15 protein-coding genes are annotated in these 18066 nt (G+C 73.1%); 8 read left to right on the plus strand and 7 right to left on the minus strand.

Annotation, left to right across the window (positions count from 1 at the left end):
• Positions 1-102: 102 nt before the first annotated feature.
• The 3 genes from ACFVYS_RS20080 to ACFVYS_RS20090 all read left to right on the plus strand — a co-directional run bounded on the left by ACFVYS_RS20080 (position 103) and on the right by ACFVYS_RS20090 (position 2487).
• The gene (locus ACFVYS_RS20080) at positions 103-927 is read left to right on the plus strand and encodes a hypothetical protein (protein ID WP_389503733.1); all 825 of its coding nucleotides are present in this window, start codon (positions 103-105) and stop codon (positions 925-927) included.
• Positions 928-1075: 148 nt separating this feature from the next.
• Entirely contained in the window at positions 1076-1756 is a 681-nt protein-coding gene (locus ACFVYS_RS20085) for a class I SAM-dependent methyltransferase (protein ID WP_389503735.1), read from the plus strand.
• 281 nt (positions 1757-2037) lie between these two features.
• Positions 2038-2487, plus strand: a complete 450-nt coding sequence (locus ACFVYS_RS20090) for a spore-associated protein (RefSeq protein ID WP_389503737.1) — start codon at positions 2038-2040, stop codon at positions 2485-2487.
• A gap of 268 nt (positions 2488-2755) precedes the next feature.
• Here ACFVYS_RS20090 and ACFVYS_RS20095 read toward each other — a convergent pair whose 3' ends face one another.
• On the minus strand, positions 2756-3349 hold the full coding sequence (locus ACFVYS_RS20095; RefSeq protein ID WP_389503739.1) for an MBL fold metallo-hydrolase: 594 nt from the start codon (positions 3347-3349) through the stop codon (positions 2756-2758).
• A gap of 130 nt (positions 3350-3479) precedes the next feature.
• Here ACFVYS_RS20095 and ACFVYS_RS20100 point away from each other — a divergent pair, with 130 nt between their 5' ends.
• On the plus strand, positions 3480-4388 hold the full coding sequence (locus ACFVYS_RS20100) for a GlxA family transcriptional regulator (protein ID WP_389503851.1): 909 nt from the start codon (positions 3480-3482) through the stop codon (positions 4386-4388).
• 184 nt (positions 4389-4572) lie between these two features.
• On the opposite strand, the gene ACFVYS_RS20105 is transcribed toward ACFVYS_RS20100, so the two are convergent.
• Positions 4573-5613 (minus strand): hypothetical protein, encoded by a 1041-nt coding sequence (locus ACFVYS_RS20105; protein ID WP_389503741.1) that lies wholly within the window; start codon positions 5611-5613, stop codon positions 4573-4575.
• Positions 5614-6106: 493 nt separating this feature from the next.
• Here ACFVYS_RS20105 and ACFVYS_RS20110 point away from each other — a divergent pair, with 493 nt between their 5' ends.
• Positions 6107-6631: a hypothetical protein gene (locus tag ACFVYS_RS20110; RefSeq protein ID WP_389503742.1), complete on the plus strand. Its 525-nt coding sequence runs from the start codon at positions 6107-6109 to the stop codon at positions 6629-6631.
• A 191-nt stretch (positions 6632-6822) separates the two neighbouring features.
• On the opposite strand, the gene ACFVYS_RS20115 is transcribed toward ACFVYS_RS20110, so the two are convergent.
• Positions 6823-9093, minus strand: coding sequence for a M4 family metallopeptidase (locus ACFVYS_RS20115; protein WP_389503744.1), 2271 nt, complete (start codon positions 9091-9093; stop codon positions 6823-6825).
• A gap of 434 nt (positions 9094-9527) precedes the next feature.
• Here ACFVYS_RS20115 and ACFVYS_RS20120 point away from each other — a divergent pair, with 434 nt between their 5' ends.
• The 3 genes from ACFVYS_RS20120 to ACFVYS_RS20130 all read left to right on the plus strand — a co-directional run bounded on the left by ACFVYS_RS20120 (position 9528) and on the right by ACFVYS_RS20130 (position 12748).
• Complete coding sequence (locus ACFVYS_RS20120) at positions 9528-11462, plus strand: NAD-binding lipoprotein (protein ID WP_389503746.1); 1935 nt, start codon at positions 9528-9530, stop codon at positions 11460-11462.
• 185 nt (positions 11463-11647) lie between these two features.
• The gene (locus ACFVYS_RS20125) at positions 11648-12115 is read left to right on the plus strand and encodes a hypothetical protein (protein ID WP_389503748.1); all 468 of its coding nucleotides are present in this window, start codon (positions 11648-11650) and stop codon (positions 12113-12115) included.
• Positions 12116-12190: 75 nt separating this feature from the next.
• Complete coding sequence (locus ACFVYS_RS20130) at positions 12191-12748, plus strand: precorrin-3B C(17)-methyltransferase (protein ID WP_389503750.1); 558 nt, start codon at positions 12191-12193, stop codon at positions 12746-12748.
• A 36-nt stretch (positions 12749-12784) separates the two neighbouring features.
• On the opposite strand, the gene ACFVYS_RS20135 is transcribed toward ACFVYS_RS20130, so the two are convergent.
• From ACFVYS_RS20135 to ACFVYS_RS20150, 4 genes are all read right to left on the minus strand, one after another.
• Positions 12785-13237: a flavodoxin family protein gene (locus ACFVYS_RS20135; protein ID WP_389503752.1), complete on the minus strand. Its 453-nt coding sequence runs from the start codon at positions 13235-13237 to the stop codon at positions 12785-12787.
• 91 nt (positions 13238-13328) lie between these two features.
• Entirely contained in the window at positions 13329-15266 is a 1938-nt protein-coding gene (locus ACFVYS_RS20140; RefSeq protein WP_389503753.1) for a DUF2264 domain-containing protein, read from the minus strand.
• 15 nt (positions 15267-15281) lie between these two features.
• On the minus strand, positions 15282-16346 hold the full coding sequence (locus tag ACFVYS_RS20145) for a LacI family DNA-binding transcriptional regulator (protein ID WP_389503754.1): 1065 nt from the start codon (positions 16344-16346) through the stop codon (positions 15282-15284).
• A 49-nt stretch (positions 16347-16395) separates the two neighbouring features.
• Positions 16396-18048 (minus strand): extracellular solute-binding protein, encoded by a 1653-nt coding sequence (locus ACFVYS_RS20150; RefSeq protein WP_389503755.1) that lies wholly within the window; start codon positions 18046-18048, stop codon positions 16396-16398.
• Positions 18049-18066: the final 18 nt, after the last annotated feature.

Raw genomic sequence — 18066 nt, forward strand, 5'->3', positions numbered from 1 at the left:
ATGTCGGGGCCAGGTGGGTGAACACTGTGACCGCCTGGACCGACGGAGTGCGCGAAGTACGTAGCTGCGCAGGTGCCCGATAGGGGCAAGTACCGTGTCGGCATGTGCATTTCGACAGGTGAGGCAGCATTCTCCGGGACCATCGTGTATTGCGGGCGGCAGCACCACCCCGTGCACGGCCTCATCCACGTCCTGGGCTATCAGAACACCGCCGTCAACCTGACGGACGGCCCGAACGCCATGCTGCTGCACCTGCCCACCCGCCAGCTCACCCCCCGGCACTTCCTGTCAGCCGGACGCGCCGACGACGTACTGCACCGCATGGTCGCTGCCGCCGGATCCGCAGTCGCGGCAGCCGATGACATCGCGTGGATGAGCGCGGAACCCCCGCCCGTCCAGGTTTTCGACCACGACGTCTACACGGTGCTCCTGGCCGCCGACCCCACCGCGGTCCCAGCCGCGCTGGGGCAGGTGGCGCCGCACCGGCGCCCCGACCTCGACCCGGACCTCCTGCGCTTCTACGCCGACCACTTCCCCGACCACACCATCGCCGTGTGCTGCTTCGACAACGCCGACGCGCAACGGGCCAAGCCCCTGCTGCTGTGGTACTCGCCCCTCGACCCCGACCGACTGACCGTACCGGCCCTGGACAGCCACACCGGAGTCGCGCCGGACCTCGACGCCACCGTGCCGGTCGACCACTGGGTCCTGTTCTCCACCGACCAAGCCCCCTCCGACTGGGGCGCACCCGTCGTGTACCCCGGGGACATGCGCCACAGCCTGCGCGGCTTCCTGCCCGCCACTGTCGTGGGCCGGCACTACGGCCGCGGGCAGACGCTGCCCAACGGAGACTTCGCCATCAGCCACCGCGACCTGCTCGCCGGCGACCTCGACCGCGTCGAGCGTCTGCAACCCACCCGCCGCTGAAGGCCGGGACGGGCGGCCTGGATGCCGCCCCCGCCCGACGTCGGCGTCGCCGCGACTGCGCCCGGCTGCTGCCCGCGCCGCGGACGCCGTTTTGCCGGACCGGCAACAGCAGTGGCGTGACCGGGAGACGATGGGCGACGGTGGGCCCGTGACCGACAACACCTCAGCGGGTCCGCCCGCGACCGACGCCCCCTCGCCTGCCGACGGATACGTCGGAGACCCCGCGGTGCGGGCGGAGTGGGACAACCGATACGCCGACCGGCAGCAGCTGTGGAGCGGCCGGCCCAACGCTGCGCTCGTGGCCGAGGTCGCCGGGCTCACGCCCGGGCGGGTGCTCGACGTCGGCTGCGGGGAGGGCGCGGACGCCGTCTGGCTCGCGCGCGCCGGCTGGGACGTGACCGCGCTCGAGGTCTCGGGCGTGGCGCTGGAGCGGGCCGCCGGGCACGCACGGGACGCCGGCCTCACCGTTCGCTGGGTGCACGCCGCTCTGGCGGAGGCGCCGCTCCCGCCGGCCTCCTTCGACCTCGTCTCCGCACAGTATCCAGCCCTGCTGCGCACCCCCGACGCGGCAGCAGAGCGAGCGCTGCTCGGCGCCGTCGCGCCCGGCGGCGTGCTGCTGCTCGTGCACCACGCGGGGATGGACGCCCAGCAGGCGCACGACAGCGGCTTCGACCCGGCCGACTACGTCTGGCCTTCGATGGTCGCCGCTCTGCTCGACCACGACTGGGTCGTGGAGGTGAACGAGCAGCGGCCACGGGTGGCGCCTGACGGCGGCGCCGGCGCGCACCATACCGACGACGTGGTACTGCGGGCACGTCGGCTGCGCTGAGGGCCCCGGCGCGCCCCCGCCGTGCCTGTCCGACAGCCCAAGCCCCGGCCTCGCGAGGTGCGTTGACGCCGTCGCATGCGCACCGCGTCGCCAGGACGTCGTGAGCCCATGCAAGCCCGGACCTGCGCGCACCGCTCACGCGCCTACGGTTGCGTCCCAACTCGGCCAACCGCGACGCCAGTTATGTCTGAAAACACCGGTAACTCCGGTACAACCATCCGACGGCTCCACCCGTCACATAAGACAGGAGCAACCAACTCCTAAGCACTCAAGGGGGAAATATGCGCTTCACTCATTCCATACTGGGCGCCGCCGCGCTGGCCGCTCTGTCGGTGGGGGCCACCACCGCCCTGGCGGCACCCGCCTCGGCCGCACCCAACACCACCCCGCAGAAAGTCTGCGGAAGCGGCTACAAGACCGTGAACTCCGCGGCCGTCGGCTCGCTGGGCACCGTCTACCTCGCCTACAACGCCACCAACGGCAACAACTGCGTCGTCACCATCCGCAACAACCCCGGCACCGCCGTGGACATGTCCGCCTGGATCTACGTCCCCGACACCAACGAGGGCGACGACGACTACGGGCCCTACACCTCGTACGCAGGTCCCTCCTACGTCATCGGCAAGGGCCACTGCGTCGACTGGGGCGGCGGCATCTCCAACACCTACGTGCAGGTGATCGGCTCCAACTGCGCCTCCCTCAAGGAACACCGGACCACCTACACCCGGTGACCCGCTCCACCCACCCGCCCACCGCGCCCGGCGAACCGCCGGTCCCCGCCCTGCGACTGCCGGCCGGAACGACCGCCGACCGTCAGGCCGCACCATGCCGGGACGGCCGGAGGGCGCCGTGGCGGCGTGGTGCCGGACACGCGGAAGGCCGTAACCGTCCGGCCCGCCCTGGCGGAACCACCCGGCTCCGCCAGGGCAACCCCGCACATACCGACGGCTCTCAGCCACGGCCTCCAGGTGGTTGCGCGGCCCGCACCGGACAGAGCGGCTAACGCGGCGTGGTGTCGTCGGCCCTGAACGGGCCGCCGTGACCAGGCACGATCAGGTCCGCGGCGGTCAGCACCCGGAGCCGGGAGGCACGCAACACGTCACGGTCGGGGGCTACCGGGTCGTCCGCCGGGCCCTCCGCGTGCCACCACAGGTCACCGGCGAAGGCGACCACGCCCGAGTCCGTGCCCGCCAGCAGCGTGATGTCCTCGGCGCTGTGGCCCGGGGTGCGGATCAGCCGTAGCGACGGGGTGAGTTCGTAGCCCTCGGCGTCCCTGTTCCTCCACTGATCGCCGAGGTACTCCACCTTGTGGTCGTGCACCCGGGCCCGCCCGAACAGACCCACGTTCATCGTGTTGTCCGGGTGGTGATGGCTGAGGACCACGTCGGTGATGTCGTCGGGGCCGAGCCCCAACTCCTTCAGCGGGGCGAGGATTCGGTCGCGGCTCGCCACCATGCCCGGGTCGAAGATCACATGCCGGTCGGCGTCGGAGATGTAGGAGACGGTGGCTGCGACTCCGGGGCCGGTGGAGCCGACGTATCCGGTGGTCAGGATCGTGTACACGGCGCTGCGGCCGAGCGGTGCGTCTGTCATGGCCTCAATCCTTCCGGGCGGGACGGCCGTTCACGAGTGGCACAGTTGCCGGTGATCGCAGGATTAGTGCCACACTGACCGGGTGCCTCGTTTCAGGACCGTCGCCGCGTACACCCCGCCCGGAGTCGGCATGCTCGCCGTCGGCATCGTCACCGAGGTCTTCGGTCCGCACGGGGAGGCGCTGCCGGGCTTCGACTTCGCCCTGTGCACGGACCGCCCCGGACCGGTCCCCACCGATGTCGGCGTGCCGCTGACCATCACGCACGGCCTGGACAAGCTCGCCGCCGCCGATCTGGTGATCGCCCTGCCCTGGGCCGGCTTCCGCACACCGCCCGCATCCACCGTGCTGGACGCGCTGTCGGCCGCGCACGAGCGCGGCTCACTGGTCGCGGCCCACTGCGTCGGCGCTTTCGCGCTCGCCGCCGCCGGACTGCTCGACGGCCGACGGGCCACCACCCACTGGCGGTTCGCCGAACTGCTCGCCCGCCGCCACCCGGACGTCACGGTCGAACCCGACGCCCTCTACATCGACGAAGGACGCATCATCACCGGCGCGGGAGCCGCCGCGGGCTTCGATCTCTGCCTGCACCTGCTGAGGCGGGAGTACGGAGCCGCGATGGCCAACGCCGTTGCCCGGGACGTGGTGTTGCCCTCCCACCGCGACGGCGGGCAGGCGCAGTACCTGGCCGCCCCCGTCCCCGAGGACTGCCGCGACGAGCGTCTCGCCGAGGTGCTCGCGTGGGCCCGCGAGAACCTCCACCAACCGCTTCCCGTCGCGGAGCTGGCCCGGCGTGCAGTGATGAGCAAACGCTCCTTCGCCCGCCGCTTCACCGCCGCGACCGGCACCACCCCCCACGCCTGGCTGCGGAGCCTGCGGCTGAGCGGCGCCGAGGAGCTCCTGGAGACCACGGACCTGCCGGTCGAGGAGATCGCCCGTCGCGTCGGATACGGCAGCGCGGCCGTCCTGCGCGAACAGTTCGTGCGCCGCCGGGGAGTGCCGCCCCGCTCCTACCGCCGCTCCTTCACGAGCACGCCGTAACGCACCACGCGGGCCGGCCGGGCCGACGCGAGGCTCGGACGAGGTCTGGAGCGGCGCGGCCAGGGGCCCTGGTGACCGCCCCCGCGTGCTCGGCGCCGCCGCCTTCGCGCTGCCGCCCCTCCCCTCGCCGGACGGTCCAGGACCACCACGGCGGCTTCCGGCCCGCACAGGGCTGCGCAACGCTCTAGCGGTACGCATCGCGATAGGTGCGCAACCGGGGAGCACGTATCGCGGGCAGCCCGACCAGGGTGTACTCGAAGGCGTTGTGGTGGGGGGTCAGCGGGCACCAGGGGTGCGGCGGCAGGGGGTAGTCGTCGCGCAGTACGCCCTCCGGGAGCCCCCCGGTCGCGGGCATCGGCGAGGTCTCGCCCCGGTGAGCCAGGTACGCCCACACCCCGCTGTCCAACGGCACCACGGCACCGTCGTCGCCGGGCGGGCGCCAGGGCGCGCCGGTGAGGGGGTGGCGAGGGACGAGCAGGACGTCGGGACGGGGTCGGGGCGTGGGGATCCCCGGGCCGGCCAGCTCCACGGAACGGGCATCGGGCCCGGCCGGGAGGTACCGGCCGACGGCGTGGCCGAGCAGCTCGGCCACGGGGCCGGCGGGGAGGGTCACGGGGCGGTTCTCGGTGACCGCTACGAGATGGGCCAGCGCGACTCCGATTGCCGCCGTCCAGCGGCGACTCCACAACCCGTCGGGGTCGACGGGTGGGACGCGGTGCCCGGCGCGCTCCAGGTCGTCCCAGTCCGGGGGCGAAGCGGCCGGGAGCCCCGAGGGGCACCGTACTACCGCGTCGGGTTCCAGCCACACCGTCTGCCACAGTCCGCAGTCGTCCATGCGGGTCGCGACGGCTCGGCCGCATCCCTCGCACGCCAGGTTGGGGCCGGTCCGGCCGTCCACACCCCGGCAGTAGCCCTCGCACTTCTCGGGAATCAGGGCCATGGACCGGGAGTCGCCGGGGGCGATGACGATCCTGTTCCGCGCGCCGAACGAGACGGAGTACACGGGCGCGTACACGCCCTGCCGGGCGGCCGCGTCCTCTGTGACCTCTTCCCACAACCGCCAGGGCGGTCCGGTGGGCCGGGGATCGACGGCGTACGTGGCGGGCTGCATCAGCGGAGGATGGAGTTCCTCCCACCCCCCGTGGTGGGTGTGGACGGGGAGGGCGACCCGGGACACCGGTGCGGTCAGCTCCGTGCCGCAATCGGCACACACGAACACGTCCAAACAAGCTCCCCCTTGCCCCGATTCCCCGGGGATTGTGCCTCGCCCGCCGCGGAGGATCCACCGGATTTCGTAGCGGCTCAGATCTGCTTCGGCCCCTCGCGGGGCCCGCTGCCCGCGCGGGACCTCCCCCTGCCGTGCACGCCCCGCACCCGCCGGTGCCACCGCGAGCTTCAGCCGCTTGGTGCACAGCCGTCACGCGGTCGGCCCCTGTCGGCCCGACAGCCGACTGGACATCCAGGACCGGGTGGACGTCCCCGGCATAGCGTTCACTTCCGATTCATTGCAACGAACGAGAGTGGTTTGTTGCATTAACACTCAAGCCATTGCAACGATTCTACCGTTACCAGCTGGCACGATGCGGGATTTACGCAATTAACTCGTTGCCCGTCAGGTGAATGCAACGTAGCGTTTCCATAACAGGAAACAGCGAGTCGAAGGCCTTCCAGGTCGACAGGCTCGTGTTTCACGAAGGGGCGATCCCAGGGGGCGGATCATGGAGACAGCGCAGGGCCCACGGCGGGCGTCACCCGGCGGCTTCGGCACGTTCGCCCGCTTCGTCCTCTGTGGCGGCGGGGTAGGGCTCGCTTCCAGCTTCGCCGTGGCCGCCCTGGCCTCCTGGATTCCCTGGATCCTGGCCAACGCCCTGATCACCGCGGGCTCCACGCTCCTCGCCACCGAGCTGCACGCCCGCTTCACCTTCGGTGCGGGCGAGCGCGCGTCCTGGCGCCAGCACGCGCAGTCGGCCGGGTCCGCGGCAGCCGCGTATGCCGTGACCTGCGTGGCGATGCTCACCCTGCAGCAGCTGGTGGCGGCACCCGGCGCGGCGCTCGGGCAGGTCGTCTACTTGTCCGCCTCCGCACTCGCCGGTGTCGCACGGTTCGCGGTGCTGCGCCTCGTCGTCTTCGCACGCAACCGCTCGCGGGCCGCGGCCGCCGTCCACACCGTCCACCCCCTGCACGCGCCCGAGGTCCGCGCCGCGGCACCCATCGACCGGGCGGTGCTCTGCCGCACCGCCTGACCGTCGCGGACGGCGTCTTGCAGCGCTCCTCCAGGGCCTCGGTCAGTCGCGCCGGCCCGGCGTGCCCCCGGACCCGCACGAACGACACCGCCGCCCGGGTCTGGGGATACCCGGGCGGCGGTGTCGAGCGGTGTCCGGTCGGAGAGTCGGCTCAGGGAGCGGACCGACCGGTCAGGGCGTGGACCGACCGCTCACGGCGTGAGCTGCCAGCGCTGGATGTACCCCACGTCGATCGACGCGCGGTCCTGGACCCGCAGCTTCCAGGTGCCGGTGAGAGGCTGGCCCGAGGCGTCGACGGTGAAGGTCTGGTCGACGTTGTCGGCGGAGCCGCCGGTGCGGTTGAGGAGCGAGTAGACGGTGCCGTCGGGGCCGACGAGGTCGACGGTCAGGTCACCGCGGTAGGTGTGGACGATGTTGACGTAGACCGAGGTGGTGGCCGAGGCGTTGCCGTCGCGGCCCGCGATGGTGATCGGGGACTCCACGGCGGCGCCGTTGTCGGGGATGTCGACGCGGGTGGCGGTGGCGTAGATGTACGCGATCCGCCAGGCGAAGGTGTCCGTGACGGACGCGCCCGTGCTGTCGGTGACCGTGACGGCGACGTCGCTGGCGCCGAGCGTGGTGGGCGTCCCGGAGATCAGGCCGCTCGCGCTGAGGGTCAGGCCGTCGGGGAGGCCGGTGGCCTCATAGGTCAGGCCCGCACCGGAGTTGGTGGTGTAGGCGTCCACCTGGAGGCTGACCGCCTGGCCGACGCCGCTGGTCTGGTCGGCGATCGGGGCGACGTTGACGCCGAGGGCTATGCGGCTGCCGACGTTGATGGCGGCCCAGGCGTCGGCGACGGCCAGGTAGGTGGGGCTGTACGCGCCGAACAGGTCGGCCGACGCCTGGAGGGTGGCGGTGCGGGCGCCCGCGTAGTTGGTGGACGAGGTCATGTACGTCGTCAGCGCCCGGTACCAGATGGCGGCTGCGTTGTCGATGCCGATGCCGGTGACGGCCTGACCGTCGTAGGTCGGGCTGTCGTAGGCGACGCCGTTGACGGTCTTGGCGCCGCTGCCCTCGGAGAGCAGGTAGAAGAAGTGGTTCGCGGGGCCCGAGGAGTAGTGGACGTCGACACTGCCCAGGGTGGAGCTCCAGCTGTCGCGGGAGGAGCCGTCCTTGGAGGGCTTGTCCATGTAACGCAACGGGGTGCCGTTGCCGTTGATGTCGATCTTCTCGCCGACGAGGTAGTCGCCGGGGTCGGCGGCGAGGTTCGCGTGGAACTCGACGGCCGCGGCGAAGATGTCGGAGGTCGCCTCGTTGAGACCGCCGGACTCGCCGGAGTAGGTCAGGTTGGCGGTGGCGGCGGTGACGCCGTGACTCATCTCGTGGGCGGCCACGTCGAGGGAGGTCAGCGGGTGGGTGTTGCCCGAGCCGTCGCCGTAGGTCATGCAGAAGCAGCTGTCCTGCCAGAAGGCGTTGACGTAGTTGCTGCCGTAGTGGGCCCGGCTGTAGGCGGCGACGCCGTCGTTGCGGATGCCGTTGCGGCCGTACACGTCCTTGTAGTAGTCCCAGGTGGCGGCGGCGCCGAAGGCCACGTCGACACCGGCGGTCTGGCGGTCGGACGGCAGGCCGGTCCCCCAGACATCGTTGTCGTCCGTGAAGAGGGTGCCGGTGCCCGAGGTGCCCTGGTTCAGGTCGTACGTCTTGTGCCCGGCGCGGTCGCCGTCGGTGAGCTGGTACGTCGATCCCGACAGCGTGCTGCCGACGGGGACCGTGCCGACGTACTGGCCGGTGCCGGTGCCGGTGTGCACCCTCTCGGCGGCGAGGATCTGCTTGCCCGTGGTCGCGTCGGTCACCACCTGGAGTTCGCTGGGCGTGCCGTCCTGCTGGACGCCTTCGACGACCGTCTCCCAGGCCAGGACGGGCTTGGCGGCGCCGGCCCAGACGACGAGACGGGGCGCTCGCTCGGTCGCGGTGCCGGTGACGTCGGCACTCTTCGCGGCCGCGAGAGCCTTGCCGTTGGCGTTGCTCGCGGAGAGCTTCGGGCTGAGGGACGGCACCGTGAGCGTGGCTCCGCTCGCCTTTGACACGGTGGTCCGGCCGCTCCTGAGGTGGACGACCAGGTCACCGCCGAGGACGGGCAGTCCGGCGTAGGTGCGCTCGTAGCGGGTGTGCGTGGCGCCGTCGGCGTCCTGGACGACGTCCCTGACGACGAGCTTCTCCCGCGCGCCGAGGGCGAGCCGCTCGGCCGTGGCGCCGGCCGTGGTCTGCGCGCTCTTGATCAGCGAGGCACGGCGGGCCGGAGACAGGGTGGCCGCCGCCGCCCCGGCGCGGGGCGTGGCGGTGATCTTGGCGGGGCCGGGGTCGGCGGGCGCCGCGCCGGCGGTACCGGCGGGGGCTCCCAGGGCGAGCAGGGTCCCGATGGTCGTCAGCGCGAGGGCGGTGGCGCGTCTGCGCCGGAGGATGGGGTGGTGTCGCCGGGGCAACGGGTTCTCCTTCTGTGCGACGGTCGGCCCGTGGTGGAGGCCGAAGTGGGGCGGACCGACGGGATGGGGCCGGTCCGGAGCGCTGCACGACAGGCGGGTGGAAGGAGGTGGGGGGTGAGGGGGATGCCCCGCATGATGCGGGTGTGAAGGAATGGTGAACTTCGGCAGCAGCGTGGCACTGCGTGCACAGGTTTGTCATGGGAATGTCAAAACAACGGCTGGAAATGACCATGTCCCGCTGGGGATCCGCCCTGCTCGGCGCACGTTTTCAGCCGCGGGGCCCACGTTCCCGAAAGGGTGAATACGGGGACCCCCACGGCGTGTCGCGGCACTCCGGGCAGCACCCTGCGAGTTCAGGTGGCGACGGGTGTCGGCGGCGGACAGGGGGCGCGGTGGAAGGGCAGCGGCGAGGGCCGGTTTCGTTACGGGAGCGGATGCGCTACCGGTTCGACAACACACTGGCCCGCAGCACCGGCAGGCTGGTCGGATGGCTGGCCGTGACCTGCCTGGGCATCGTCGTCCCGGCGAGTGCGCTGCTGGTGTGGACGGACCCCTCCTCACCCCGGTCGCTGTCGGGCCGGCTGACCGCGGTGTGGCGGGTGAGCGCGGAGACCCTGCGGCTGGGCGCGGTGACCGGCGCCCCGTTGCGGATGCTGCTGTCCGTGCTGCTGGGCCTGATGGCCCTGCTGTACGTGTCGACCCTGATCGGCGTGATCACCACCGGCCTCACCGACCGCCTCACCGAACTGCGCCGAGGCCGCTCCACCGTGGTGGAGACGGGCCACTCGGTGGTGCTCGGCTGGTCGGAGCAGGTGTTCACGGTGGTCGACGAGCTGGTCGCGGCACGCGCCGATCAGCGCTGGAGCGCGGTCGTGGTGCTCGCCGACCGGGACAAGACGGAGATGGAGGAGGCGCTGGCGGCCGTGCTCGGACCCACCGGCACCACGCGGCTGATCTGCCGCAGCGGCTCCACGGCCGATCCCGACGCGCTCGGCCTGGTCAGTCCGGGGTCGGCGCACGCGGTGCTGGTGCTGCCCGGCACGGAGGCCGCAGGGGACGCCGAGACGGTACGGACCCTGCTGGCCCTGCGCGCCGTCCTCGGCGAGCACGCGGGCCCGCCCGTCGTCGCCTGCGTCCGGGACGAGCGGTACCGGACCGCGGCCCGGCTGGCCGCGGGACCGCGGGGCGTCGTGCTGGAGTCCGACCGGACAGCGGCCGGACTGATCGCGCACTCCGCGCTGCACCCGGGCCTGACGCCCGTGCTGCGGGAGCTCCTCGACTTCGCGGGCGACGAGTTCTACCTCGCCGCCGCCCCCGAGCTCGCCGGACGTCGATTCGGCGACGTCCTGCTCGACTGCGCGACGGCCGCCGTGGCAGGGCTGGTGCGGGCCGACGGCACTCCCCTGCTCAACCCGCCGCCAAAGACCGTCGTCGCGCCGGGGGACCGCCTCGTGGTCGTGGCACCGGACGAGGACAGCGCGCGGTGGGAGGACTGCAGGGACCTCGTGGAGCCGTCGGCGCTGGCCGAACACGGTGCCGGCCCGGTCGAACCGTCGCGTTTCCTGCTGCTGGGCTGGAACCGCCGGGCGCCGCACCTGGTCGACCAACTGCGCTGCTGCGCTCGGCCGGGCTCGCTCCTGCACATCGTCACCGACCCGACGGAGCAGGCGCCGGCGACACTGCCGCTGCCGGAACCGCGCAGGGATCCCTCGCTCGTCGGCGGGCTCACCGTGACCTGCGGAACCGCCGATCCGACCGACCCCTCGTCCCTGCGCGGTCTCGACCCGGGCTCCTACGACCGGATCATCGTGCTCGGGCCGGACACCGGCGACGACGCCGCCCGGCCGGACCACCGCACGCTGGTCGTCCTGCTGATCCTGCGGTCGCTGGCACAGGAGACGGGGCACACCGTGCCGGTGATCGCGGAACTCGCCGACGAACGCAACCGCGCCCTGGCCCCGCTCGGACCGGGCTCCGAGGCGATCGTCGGCGGACAGCTGACGGGGCTGCTGATGGCACAGGTCTCGCAGAACGGGCACCTGGCCGGGGTGTTCGAGGAACTGTTCGCCGCCGGAGGCAGCGCACTGCGGCTGCGGCCGGCACATCACTACGTGCTTCCGGACCGGCCCGCCTCCTTCGCCACGGTCGTGGCGGCGGCGCGCGACCGGAGCGAGTGCGCGATCGGCTACCGCTGTCACGACACCGCCGCCGCGCCCGTCGGCCACGGGGTCCGGCTCAATCCCGCCAAGGCCGGAAGACGGGTCTGGAGCCGCACGGACGAGATCGTCGTGGTCGTGCGGGACGGCGCGGCCGACGACGGCGCCGACGGGGCGGAAGGGAGCCGTGTGGCGCGTGCGGACGTCTCCTAGCGCGTCCCTCCCCCGCCGTCGGAGCGCCCCTTCCGGTCGTCGGCTCGTTCCTCCCGGTCGTCGCGGGGCCCGGCGGGTCTGGGCCGTTCGAGTGGTCCCCTTCCGCTCGCCGTCGTAGCGTCGGTAGAGAACTTCATCCGGGCGCGGACACCGACGGCTCCCGGTTCGGTCGGGCGGGAGCGGACATGCGACACACGACGAGAACAGCGGTGATGCTCGGTGCGGCGCTGGGCCTCACAGCGGCCGTCGGCTCGGCCTCGGCCGTGCCCACCGCGGCGCCGCCCACGGCGCGCGCGGCCGCGGTGCGGCAGGCCAAGCCGCCCGTTCTGGTCGACTGCCTCTGGCACGCCAAGGTACGGCCCGGCGACTTCATCCTCGCGTGCGGCGACGGCAACAGCCGTCTGGTCTCGCTGCACTGGGACAGCTGGGGCTCGAAATCGGCGCGGGCCACCGGGGTCAACGTCGTCAACGACTGCGATCCGTACTGCGCGGCGGGCGCCTTCCACCCGTACGCCGTCGTCGTGAAGCTGGACCGGCCGCAGCCGTGGAAGAAGAACCCGCAGGTGCGGCACTACAGCCGGATGACCCTCACCTACCTCGGGGACAGGCCGGAGCAGTTCGGGCGGGTGGTGACGTACCCGCTCTGGAACTGAGCCCGGCGCCGGCCCCCGCGTCCCGCCGTCCCGCGCCGGCGCCCGGGTGTCCTACCCGCCTGCCATGATCGAGGCATGACACGGATACGGCCACGGTGGCGGCTCGGCGCCCCGGTCCTGCTCGCCCTGCTCGTCCTCCCCGCCGGATGTGCCGCTCCGTCGAGCGACCCCCGGGCTGCCGGCTCGGAGGCTTCCTCGCCCGCCGCCTCGGCCAAGGGCTTCTGCCCGCCGCCCGAGGACACCCTGGCGTCGCCGTCTCCGTGCATCAGCTACGGCTGGGACCAGCGGGTCGCCGAGAACCACGCCTACCGTCAGGCCCAGCCCATCACGACCGCGCAACGGCAGGAAGCGCAGCCCCGGGCGACGGCACTGGCCGCGGCCCTGGCGGAACTCGCGGCCGAGGGAACCACCCTGGACGGGCTGCGGACGGCCGCCGCCGAGGCGCTCGGCCTGGAGGCGCGGCAGATCGAGGTGCGGGGCGACTTCCTGGTCCCCCTGCACGACATGCTGGTAGGGGGCGGCGAGGGCCGGGTGTGCGTCAACGGGAGCGTCGACAGCGGCGGTCACGCGACGGCGGAGGTCGTCGGGCGCACGGTCGAGGGAACGTGTCTGCCCGGGCTGGGCGGGCACTGACCCACGGCGACCCGGCGCCCGGCGCCCGTCGGTCCATCAGTCCATCAGTCCGGCCGCGACCGTCGCGCCCAGTTCCCAGCAGGCCGCCACGTCCGCCTTGTCGGGTTCCCCGGTGACGGCGACCGGCTCGGCCGCGCGTCGCCAGCCGAGGCCCGTGGTGATGCTCTCGATGCCGCGCACCGCGCCGGTGACGTCGTTGCCGCCGTGCACGTAGTAGCCGAAGGGCCGGCCACGGGTGGTGTCGAGGCAGGGGTAGTACACCTGGTCGAAGAAGTGCTTGAGCGCCCCGGACATATAGCCGAGGTTGGCCGGCGTGCCCAGCAGGTAGGCGTCGGCGGCCAGGACGTCGGAGGCGGTCGCGGCGAGGGCGGCCCGGCGTTCGACACGGACGCCCTCGATCTCCGGTGCCGTCGCGCCCGAGACGACCGCTTCGAACAGCGCCTGGCAGTTGGGCGAGGGGGTGTGATGGACGATCAGCAAAGTGGCCACGGCACGGAACCCTGCCCGCTCCCCCGGTCCGGCCGCAAGCGACACCGCGGCCGGACCGGGGCCGGGGCCCGCGTCTGTCACGCGTCGGCGCTCACGTCGGCCGCCACCCCGGATCGGGCGCCGGCGTGACGGTCTCGGTCGTGCCGTCCGGGAAGCGGACCTCCAGGGTGCCGTCGCGGACGAGGACCGCGCCCGCTCCGGTCCGTACGTCCGCCGCGACGAGCGGGTCGGCGGTGAGGACCACCAGCGTCGCCAGCAGCCGCGCGCCGCCCGGGTGCGGTGCGGTGAGGACGGGGACGGCGGAGTGGTCGCCGTAGGCGTTGTGGCCCCGGGCCCGGGCCACCTCGGCGGTGCCGTCGTCCCAGCCGAACAGGCCGACGAGGGCCGAGGTGAGACCGTCGGCCCGGCGGGCCACCGCCCAGGCCTCACCCGTCCGCGCCAGGGGCGGGGCGTCGTCGCAGGCCACCGCCCAGCCGCCGGCCCGTACGGGCGTGCCGACGGGGGCCTCGACGCGGTGCACGCGGATCTCCCAGGGCCCGCGCACCACGCTCGCGGTGGTGATGCGCGGGCATTCGGCGCCGTCCGGGCCGAGCGGGGTGTGCCAGGAGGCCGCGCGACGGCCCTCCGCGAACAGCGGGTGGATGCGGCCACGCCGGGACGGGCCCGTGGGGGCCAGCAGGGCGACGCGGTTGTCGGCGCCGGGCGGTTCGCCGGGGGGCGGGGTCTCGGGGGCCGTCGCGGTGGAGTAGGCGAAGCCCGTGTAGTGCGGGCTGTCGTCGGAAGCGGCGGGCGGCGGCGGAAGCCGGTCGCTGCCGTGGTTGACCAGGCGGACGATCCCGTCGGCGGCCGTGGAGTGCAGCAGCCACCCCGGCGCGGGCAGGGCCAGCTGACGGTCGGCGGTGTCGACGGGGCCTGCCTCCTCGGGTGCCGTCCACACCGGGTGGTCGGCCGGCAGCAGCAGACCGAGGAAGGCCTTGCTCGCCCAGTACGGGGAGGCCGGGCCCGAGTACGGCTGGGTGACGGGCAGGTGGGGCCGGTACCAACCGAGGCTCAACAGGCCTTTCTCGTCAGGCACTTGGCGGTCGGTGAAGTGTTTCAGGGCGCCCGAGGCGAGGCGGCGGGTGCGGCCGGGTGGCAGGGGGGTGGCGTCGGCGAGGGCGCCCGCCCAGAGCGGGGCGGCGGTGGCGTAGCGGTAGATGAGGGAGCGGCCCTGGTGCACGGGGGCCCCGTCGGAGCCGAAGAAGTACTGGTGGCTGTCGAGGAACTCGCGCAGGCGGGCGCGGTGCGTGGCGACGCGGGCGGGATCCGCGCGGTGGCCGGCGACGCGGGCCCAGAGGACGGGGTAGAGGTGCAGGGCCCAGGCGTTGTAGTAGTCGAACTTGCGGCCGTCGCCGTCGGTGTACCAGCCGTCGCCCCGGTACCAGTCGTCCAGGCGGTCCAGTCCCCCGTCGATCTCGGCACGGTCGTACGGCCCGCCGACGGAGGCGAGGAACTCCTCGGTGATGACCTGGAACAGCCGCCAGTTGGAGTCGTTGGCGGTGGCGCCGACGAAGCCGCCCAGCCAGGCGACCGTCATCTCCCGCGTCCTGTCGGGCAGTCGGTCCCAGATCCAGGGGCGGGTCTCGTGCAGCGCGACGGCGACGGAGGCGGCCTCGACCATGGGCTGGCTCCGGTCGGTGATGGGCGGCCAGTGCTCCGGATGGCGTGGGTCGACGCCCGCGGCGAGACCGGTCGCGTAGCGCTCGATCAGCGCGGGGCCGACGGCTCCGCCCGAGCCCGCGATCCGGAAGGCGGCCAGGAGGAACGAGCGGGCGTACCCCTCCAGGCCGTCCGACCAGGCACCGGAGTGGCCGGTGCGGCCGGGCAGCCGGTACTGGGCGAGGCCGGGACCGGCGTACGGACGGAGCGCGGCGAGCAGCCGGTCGGCGGTGGCCTCCCAGTGGGCCCGGGTGTAGCCGGTGTACGGGGACAGAGCGAGGTCGGGGGGTGGCAGCCGGCAGGCGTCGGCCGAGAGGTGCGGCGCGGTCATACGGGGACGGTTTCCTTACGTCGGTCGGTGGGCGCGCCCGGGTGGGGGCGCGGCGACGCTGTCGCGTACGACGATGTGGGTGCCGAGCAGATGGTGGGTGGCGGCGGCCTGTTCGGGGTCCCGCAGAGCGATGCGCACGGCGGCGCGGCCGAGTTCCTCGGCGGGCGTGCGCACGGTGGTGAGTGGCGGGTGGAAGTCCTCGGCGAGCGGGATGTCGTTGTAGCCGACGACGGAGAGGTCATCGGGGACACGCAGGCCGGCCTCGGCGATGGCGCGCAGGGCACCGGCCGCGACCATGTCGTCCCCGGCGAAGACGGCCGTGAACTCCGTTCGTTGCGCCAGGAGTTCGGTCATCGCGCGGAGCCCGGCGGCCCGGCCCAGTCCGCAGTCGACGACCTGGGCGGCCTCCGGCGGGAGGCCGTGCCCGGCGAGGGCGGCGCGGTAGCCGCGTACCCGGGCGTCCAGGGCGGTGTTGCCCGGCAGTCCGCCGAGGAAGACGATCCTGCGGTGCCCGGCCGAGAGCAGGTGCCCGGTGATGGCGCGAGCCCCGGCCTCGTTGTCGAACTCGACGACGAGCGCGGGGATGCCGGGGTCGGGGGCGGGCCGGCCGCACAGCACCAGGCGGGCCCCGGCGGAGGCGAGGGCCTGCGCGTAGTGCGCGACGCGCTCACGGTAGGCGTCGTCCTCGACGACCCCGCCGACCAGGATGACCAGCCGGGCCCCCTCCTCCCGCATGAGCTGCACGAACTCCAGCTCGCGCTGTGGGTCCCCGCCGGTGGTCCCGACCAGGCAGAGCCAGCCGTGGGTGGCGGCCTCCGCCTCGACGCCCTCGGCGACCTGGGCGTAGAACGGGCTGGTGACCTGGCGCAGGACGACGGCGACCGTCTTGCGGCCGCCGCCGACGAGGGCCCGGGCGTGGGCGTTGGCGACGTAGTCGAGGGCGCGGGCGGCGCGCAGGACCCGGGTGCGGGTGGCCTGCGGAACCGGGTAGTTGCCGCTGAGCACGCGGGAGACCGTGGCCACGGACACGCCCGCGCGTTCGGCCACCTCGCGGATGGTCACCCGTCCCTGTGCCGTCATGTCGTACTCCGTTCCCCTCGCCCGTGTCCGTTGCGCCGCTGCCGCCGACTCAGGTGTCGGCGTCGTACTCCTCGGCGTACTCCGCGGCCATTCTGTCGCCGCCCCGGGAGCGCCATTTCCGTACCGCCTCGTCGTACTCCGACATCGGGGCACGGCCGGCGACGACGGCGGTGACGGTGTCGTCCATCAGGGCCTTGAGCGTGGCGCCCTGGGAGGTGTCGGTCGGGGACTTCAGACCGAAGGAGGCGTTGCGGATCGCGACCGGTACGACCGTCCGCTGCCAGGTGTGCAGGGCGCGTACGGCGTCGGGCCTGCCCGGCAGGAACAGCACCTGAGGGCCCTCGGCCAGGTAGCGGAACGGCAGGTTGGAGACGTTCTCCACCTCGCCGAGCCTCGTCGCCTGCGGGGAGCCGTCCTTGCCGCGGGTGAAGTGGACGCCCTCCAGGCCGTAGTGGACGAGTTCCCACTCCTTGGTGCCGAAGGGGGCGGCGAGGTGGTCGAGGAGGCGCAGCAGCATCTGTATGCGCTCCTTCTTGGCCTTCTTGAGAATCGTGTAGCCGAAGGAGCGGCGGGCGGCGACGATGCCGCCCGGGGTGCCGTCGACGCTGTACGGCAGGGCCGGCGCCGGGGTCAGCAGTCCCTCGGCGTCGGGGTAGCGGGTCTGGTAGGCGCCGAAGCCGTCCTGGAGGGCGGCGACGGTGCCGTTGAGGAAGAGGGTGCCGAGGTCCACCTGGGACATCGAGGTGGCGTCGGGGTGGTAGGAGCCGTTCTTGCGCAGCTGGGCCTGGAAGGCGACGGCGGCCCGGTAGCGGTCGTCGCCGTAGTGGGGACGGAAGGTGCCGTTCTTGTCGACGGCCCAGCCGTTCGGGGCGTGGTGGGCGGCGGCGTGCACGGCGTTGCCGAAGAGGGAGCCCACGGATGCGCCGAGCGCGTACCGCTTGCCGTGGGTGGCTTTGCGGGCGACGGCGGCGAAGTCCGTGGAGGACCAGCCGCCTCGCATGCCGGCCTCGGTGAACAGGCCCTGGTTGAGCCAGAGGGTCGAGCCGGGCAGCGGGCGTTCGAGGGGGATGCCGTAGAGCCGCCCGCCGATGCGGCCCATGTCGCGCCAGGCGTGGGTGGGGATGCCCGCCAGGTTGGGGTGGTCCCGGACGGCCGCGCCGGAGAGATACGGCGTGAGGTCCTCGGCTCTGCGCTGTACGAACTGGGCCTCGCGCGGAAGGGTGACATTGGTGAAGACGTTGATGATGTCGGGCAGTGAGTCGGGGTCGCCGGCCATGACGGTGGCCATCTTCTTCTGGTAGTCGGCCTGCGGGACCACCGTGAACTCGATCGTGACGCCGAGGGCCTTCTCGACGGCCCGCCAGTACCGGTTCTGGTCCGCCGCCTTGGGCGGGGTGCCGAAGGTGACGGTCAGGACCTTCACGGTGGAGCCGTCGCCGGGGGTACGGGCGACCGAGGTGGCGAGGGAGGAGGGGTAGGACGTGAAACCCGCCTGGACGCCCGCCTCGGTGGGCGCGAGATCGGGCCGGGGGCCGGCGGGAGCCGCGTAGGCGGGCCAGGGGGCGAGTTCCTTGCCCGCGTTGGAGACGCCCTTGTCGTCCGAACCCGTGGTGGAGCAGGCGGTGAGCATTCCGGGGACGGCGACGGCGGCGCCACCCGCGGCCACGGATCGCAGCAGCGTGCGTCGGGACATGCCGGACATGACGAATGACCTTTCTGC

The sequence above is a fragment of the Streptomyces sp. NPDC058295 genome, assembly GCF_042880655.1.
Taxonomy (GTDB): domain Bacteria; phylum Actinomycetota; class Actinomycetes; order Streptomycetales; family Streptomycetaceae; genus Streptomyces; species Streptomyces coriariae.